At 44.3% G+C, this 4,743-nt stretch carries 4 protein-coding genes; 3 read left to right on the top strand and 1 reads right to left on the bottom strand.

The window, feature by feature from the left end; all coding sequences use genetic code 11:
- Positions 1-440 precede the first annotated feature (440 nt).
- Together PX481_RS09380 and PX481_RS09375 are read left to right on the top strand one after the other, a co-directional pair.
- A complete protein-coding gene (locus PX481_RS09380) occupies positions 441-716 on the top strand; it encodes a hypothetical protein (protein ID WP_002758127.1) in 276 nt (91 codons plus the stop codon).
- Entirely contained in the window at positions 713-1,126 is a 414-nt protein-coding gene (locus tag PX481_RS09375) for a type II toxin-antitoxin system VapC family toxin (RefSeq protein ID WP_002758126.1), read from the top strand. Before PX481_RS09380 ends, PX481_RS09375 begins: the two co-directional genes overlap by 4 nt.
- 353 nt (positions 1,127-1,479) lie before the next feature.
- Here PX481_RS09375 and PX481_RS09370 read toward each other — a convergent pair whose 3' ends face one another.
- Positions 1,480-2,487, bottom strand: coding sequence for a Gfo/Idh/MocA family protein (locus tag PX481_RS09370; protein WP_288094470.1), 1,008 nt, complete (start codon positions 2,485-2,487; stop codon positions 1,480-1,482).
- An 84-nt stretch (positions 2,488-2,571) separates the two neighbouring features.
- Here PX481_RS09370 and PX481_RS09365 point away from each other — a divergent pair, with 84 nt between their 5' ends.
- A complete protein-coding gene (locus PX481_RS09365; protein WP_288094469.1) occupies positions 2,572-4,611 on the top strand; it encodes a hydantoinase/oxoprolinase family protein in 2,040 nt (679 codons plus the stop codon).
- Positions 4,612-4,743 lie beyond the last annotated feature (132 nt).

The raw sequence follows: 4,743 nt of genomic DNA, 5'->3' as shown, positions 1-4,743 counted from the left end.
ATAGGCTTTTTCCATATTCCACATTCTGGCATATATCGTGTAAACGATGCTCATATTTAAGCGATCGCCAGCTGAATGAGAGTTGATCTCAATAATTTGGTATCAGAGCTATCAGATTTTTAGGGCTAATTGTGCGTCTGCTGGGCAAACAAATTAGCCTGTAATTCAGAGCCGGCAATCGTTTTGACGATTTAGATAAAATTTTCAATGTGACAGTTGAGGGTGCGGAATGTGGGATTTAAGTGCGATGCCGAAGGCACTGCGTAGCAGTACGCCGCTCTGGTGGGTTAGGTTAACGGCAGACCCCCAACTGTGATCTTTGACTTCATGCCAATTTGTGCGGACTGTATTCAGGTGTTACCTGCTGTGATAGTTAGTAAGTGAGCCTGTTCGTTGAGTTGAGGAGTAAAATAGGAGAAGTCCTAATCTAAGATTTAGTAATGGATAGAAGCATTATAGAACGGCAACCGCTAATTGAAGCAGTCAAGGCTCTCCCTGATGAGGCTTTAGTGGAACTGTCTAATTTTCTTGACTATCTTCGCTATAAAGCAGCCTATCAAAGAGAACTGACCACTCATTCTTCTAGTTTTCTGCTTGCAGTTGCAGGTTTAGGCAACTCTGGTCAACAGGATATTTCAGAACGTGATGAAGAGATTCTAGGCAATGAGATTGATCCGGTGTCCGGCTGGAATCTTAAGCCAAGCAATTCAGTATGACGGCGATACTTGACACCAGTTTTTTGTTTGCCTTGACCGATCAGGGCGATCGCAATCATCAACGGGTGTTGGCTATTGCTCAAAGCGTGAATGAGCCATTGGTTCTACCTGTCGTTGTCCTGCCTGAGGTCTGCTATCTGATTGCATCAAGATTGGGCCACCAAGCAATGCGCCGTTTTGTATCCAGTATGACACCTGATGCGGTTCAAGTTGAACCTGTAATCCCAGAAGACTTGGTACGAGTGCATGAGATATTGGAACAATATGCTGACAATCAGCTTGACTTTACAGATGCAGCGATCATTGCCATAGCTGAAAGGCTTACTATTACTCGCGTTTACACACTTGATCGCCGAGATTTTTCGATTATTCGTCCAAGTCACTGCGATTACTTTGAGTTATTTCCTTGAACCACCAGCTAACACTGCGTGGCAGCGGACGGTCGCAATTCGTCGCTGCCGAGCTTGCTTTCTAATGCCGTCGCTGATTTGAGCCGTTAGCGATCGAGCGCGCTACGCACCGATCGGGTTCTGGACTTCCCCATTGACAAAAAGCCATAACCTGTGCTGCAGGAAGGATTAACAGAATTTCCGATACCCCCTTACTGGGTACAAATTAAGAAAACCTCTAATAAATCTAACGCCGTACAAACTCCTCGTCAATAGCAAATCAGGTTATACTTCACACCCCACACCCCACACCCCACACCCCACACCCACGAAAAACTTTTTCAGCAGACCCTACCTATCGATCCCATTTTTACCTATTCTAAGCGCAGGATTTCTCCACCTCTGGCTAGAGATAATTCTGCTGCCTGGAGGATTTTGACTAATTCCGTCCCTACCGATCCCGAAGATACAGGAGAATCGACACCCGTAGCCACCGACTCTAAAAAATGTTCGCACAATGCTTTCAGGGGTTCACCATCGGCAATAGGGATAGATTCCGTCTCCTGTCCCCGGGGAATAAAATAGGCTTCCTGACGCTCAAAATGGCCCTTTTGTCGGGTTAAAGGCGATCGAGAGTCTAATTCATTGAAAATTAAAGTCCCTTCGCTGCCAACTATCCCTAAACGTCGCTGTTTATCGGGATTCAACCAACAAAGGTGAATAGTCGCTTGAAAACCATCGCCATAGATCAGGGTTAACCAGACTAAATCGGCTAGATGAGGTTGTAGCCAGAAGGTTCCCCTCGCCTGAACTAATACTGGTGTACTATTTAGCCAATGATTAAAAATCGAGATATCGTGAATAGCTAGATCCCACAAAGCGGACACATCCTGACGGACGGGACCTAAGTGGGTGCGAGTGGCATAACCATAAAGAGGTTTACCGATACCCCCGGATTGCAGGACTTTTTGTCCGGTGATAACGGCCGGATGAAAAAGATAGGTATGATCAACTAATAAAATACGCTGTTTTTTCGCCGCTAATGCTGTTAATTCGCCACATTCTTGGGGATTGAGGGTTAAGGGTTTTTCGGCGAGGACGTGATAACCTAAATTAAGAGCATCTTTAATCAGGGGATAATGACTGATGGCGGGAGTAACGACGACTACAGCCGAGATTTCGGGGTGAAGACGAATTGATTCCCAGTCATTGGCTAAAATAACCTTATTAGTATCGAGATTAAATTGATCGCGACAGAGATGAAGTTTTTCAGGGGAGGAGTCAACGATCGCCACTACTTGTGCTGAGGGATGTTGAGAAAAATGACGGACGAAATGGACTCCCCAACGTCCTACCCCTAAGATAGCGATTCCTGTGGACATTTTGCTTACTCAGATAAATCAATCTAGTTTATTTTAAAAGGATTAGGCGCAATTGTTCATTGATTCTGAGAACTGGAAGGGATTATGTTAAAATTTTTTATCGATCGAGGGGGAACTTTTACCGATATCGTGGCGATAATCGATCAACCAGAAATTATTGAACGACTAGCTAGAGATGCCGCTAGATTTCTGATTGTTCCCCTTGCCGATCAACAGTGGATTGTTCTCTATAAACTGCTCTCGGAAAATCCCGAAAAATACCCAGATGCAGTCATTCAAGGGATCAAAGATATTAGCGGTTCCCTAGATAACATCGAAGTGATTAAAATGGGAACAACGGTAGCCACCAATGCGCTGTTAGAAAGAAAAGGAGAGCGCACGGTTTTGTTAATCACCAAAGGTTTTAAAGATGCCTTGAGAATTGGCTATCAAAATCGCCCCGATATTTTTGCCCGTCAAATTATTCTTCCTTCTTTATTATACGAACAAGTTATCGAAGTGGCCGAACGCTACGATAGTCAAGGACAAGAATTAATCGCCGTTAATCCCGCCCAAGTTAAAGCCGATTTAATACCAGTTTATCAAGCGGGTATCCGAAGTTGTGCGATTGTTTTTATGCACGGTTATCGTTATCCTGACCACGAAAAACAAGTGGCAGCCATTGCCGAAGAAATCGGCTTTACTCATCTAGCCATTTCCCATCAAGTCAGTCCTTTAATGAAACTGGTATCCCGGGGAGATACCACGGTAGTCTCTGCCTATTTATCGCCAATTTTACGCCGCTATGTTGATAGTATTAGCCAGCAATTACCGAAAACTAGCTTGTTATTTATGAAATCCGATGGCGGTTTAGTCACCGCCGATAAATTTCAGGGTAAAGATAGCATTTTATCTGGTCCTGCGGGGGGAATAGTCGGGGCAGTACAAACCAGTTTAAGGGCGGGATTTAGTAAAATTATCAGTTTTGATATGGGAGGAACTAGCACCGATGTTTCTCATTTTCAAGGGGAATACGAGCGCCAAACAGATAACGAAATTGCTGGCGTAAGAATGCGAGCGCCGATGTTAAGTATTCACACCGTGGCCGCTGGTGGGGGTTCGATTTTAGTCTATGATGGTTATCGTTTTCGGGTCGGACCAGAAAGTGCCGGAGCTAATCCGGGACCTGCCTGTTATCGACGGGGTGGACCATTAACAATTACCGATGCTAATGTTTTGTTAGGAAAAATTCAAGCTGCCTATTTTCCCGCTATTTTTGGACAAGAGGGAAATTTACCCCTAGATAGAGAGATTGTGCTGACAAAGTTTCAAGAATTGGTGGCAACAATGGGGGGTAATAATAGTCCTGAACTGCTGGCTGCGGGGTTTATTCAAATTGCCGTAGAAAATATGGCTAATGCGATTAAAAAAATCTCTCTACAAAAGGGTTATGATCTCAGTGATTATACTCTTTGTACCTTTGGCGGTGCCGGGGGTCAAGTGGCCTGTTTAATTGCCGATACTCTGGGAATGAAAAGTATTTTTCTCCATCCCTATGCCGGGGTTTTAAGCGCCTACGGCATGGGTTTGGCCGATTTGAGGGTAATTAAAGAAAAAGCGATCGAACAGCCGTTAAATGCCGATTTAATCGGGCAGTTGCTCACGGAAATGAACGAATTAGAAGTTTTAGCGGGTCGGGAATTAGAGGATTATAATCAGGTGCGGCAGCAAGTTAGTTTAAAATATCAAGGCAGTGATGCCACTTTAGCGGTTAATTTTAGCGATCAAATGCGTCAGGATTTTGAACGGGAACATCAAAGACGTTATGGGTTTAAGCAAGAACAAAAAGCTTTAATTGTTGAGTCGATTGCCGTGGAATTGATCCAGACTATGGACAGTCCCAAAGAAGCAATTTTAACTCGCTCCCGTCCGATGGGAGAATTACCTCCTATCCTCGATCGAGTAGCGGTTTTTATGGCTAATCAATGGCGAGAAACGCCAATTTATCAGCGTTCAGATCTGCAACCTTTTGATTGTCTGGCCGGACCTGCAATTATTATCGAAAAAATCAGCACGATTGTGATTGAACCGGGTTGGATGGCAAAATTAACGGAGAAAAATCATTTAATTCTCTCCAAAGATTAACTAGGGTTTGCGGCAAAAAGTTTTTCGTGGGGGTAGGGTGTGGGGTGTGGGGTGTGGGGTGTGGGGTTTTACCAGTTTTGAGGTGGCCAATTACCTAATTTTCAGGGAAAAAGTGCCTAAATTTCCCCCACT

Source organism: Microcystis sp. M53603_WE2 (assembly GCF_030065435.1).
This window is presented reverse-complemented; position numbering and strand designations above follow the sequence as displayed.

Excerpts from the sequence above, each read along its gene's own strand:
- PX481_RS09380 (WP_002758127.1), top strand. The coding sequence starts at position 441 with ATGGATAGAAGCATTATAGAACGGCAACCGCTAATTGAAGCAGTCAAG.
- PX481_RS09375 (WP_002758126.1), top strand. The coding sequence starts at position 713 with ATGACGGCGATACTTGACACCAGTTTTTTGTTTGCCTTGACCGATCAG.
- PX481_RS09370 (WP_288094470.1), bottom strand. The coding sequence starts at position 2,487 with ATGTCCACAGGAATCGCTATCTTAGGGGTAGGACGTTGGGGAGTCCAT.
- PX481_RS09365 (WP_288094469.1), top strand. The coding sequence starts at position 2,572 with ATGTTAAAATTTTTTATCGATCGAGGGGGAACTTTTACCGATATCGTG.